Below are 1,070 nucleotides of genomic sequence, written 5' to 3'. Positions count from 1 at the left end.
GTTGAGCCCGCCCCCGCCCTCCCGCTGCCTGGAGCACCCATGTCCGATCCGGACGAGATCTGGTTCACCCGCTGCCCCGTCCCGACCGCCACCGGCATCGCCGCCGACCGCGGCACCCTGGCCGCGGAGTTCGCCGCCGACGGCATCGCGGTGCGCTCGCTGCGCGACGCGGCCGACCGGGAGGACGCCGAGGGGCTGCCGCAGAGCCACTTCACCCACGAGCTGACCGCGCTCTTCCGCGAGGGCGGCAACGTCCCCGCGCTGTGGGCCCGTTCGCGCGGCGAGGCGACCAGGGTGATCGCGCTGACCTGGATCGAGGAGCGGCAGTCCATCCTGGTGCGCGAGGACAGCGACCTGCGGACGCCGGAGCAGCTGCGCTCCCGGCGGCTGGCCGTCCCACGCCATGACATCGCCATCGACTTCTGGCGCGCCATGGCCCTGCACGGCCACGCCGGCGCACTCGGCCTGGCCGGTCTCACACTGGCCGACGCCGAGCTGGTCGAGGTGCCCGGGGTCCGGGAGGGCCAGTGGGAAGGGGAGCTGGCGGCGCTGCGGGACGGCCGGGTCGACGCGGTCTACGTCAAGGGCGCGGTGGCCGTCGAGACCGCCCGCAGGTACGGGGCCGAGGTCGCGATCGACCTGGACGCCGTACCCGACCGCAGGTCCCGGGTGAACAACGGCACCCCGCGGCCGATCACCGTCCACCAGCGGCTGCTGGACGAGCGCCCCGACCTCGTGGTGCGCTTCCTGGCCGTCCTGCTCGAAGCCGCCGACTGGGCCGCGGCCCACCCCGGCGACCTCGCCCGCATCCTCGGCGCCGAGACCGGGGCGGGCCCCGAAGGAGTGGCCGGGGCCTACCGCGTCGGCACCGCCGGCAGTCTGCAACTCGACCTCAGCCAGGAGCGGTTGACGCTGCTGGCCCAGCAGGAGCGGTTCCTGTCCGCGCAGGGCTTCCTGCCCGCCCCGGTGGACGTCGCCGGCTGGGCGGACCACGAGCCGCTGCGTCTGGCCCGCGAACTGCGCGCGTCCCGCGCCGAGGCTCCCGGCCCGGCCGGCCCGCCCCTCGCCAC

Annotated in this window: 1 protein-coding gene; it reads left to right on the top strand. The window is 76.1% G+C overall.

From position 1 onward, the window contains the following. Positions 1–39: 39 nt before the first annotated feature. On the top strand, positions 40–1,070 hold a 1,031-nt coding region (locus V7E46_RS33605; RefSeq protein ID WP_333771937.1), incomplete at its 3' end, for an ABC transporter substrate-binding protein.

The sequence above is a fragment of the Streptomyces sp. IBSBF 2435 genome (assembly GCF_036815005.1).
Classification (GTDB): Bacteria; Actinomycetota; Actinomycetes; order Streptomycetales; family Streptomycetaceae; genus Actinacidiphila.
The sequence above is the reverse complement of the archived record's forward strand: the minus strand, read 5'-3'. Positions and strand labels throughout refer to the sequence as shown.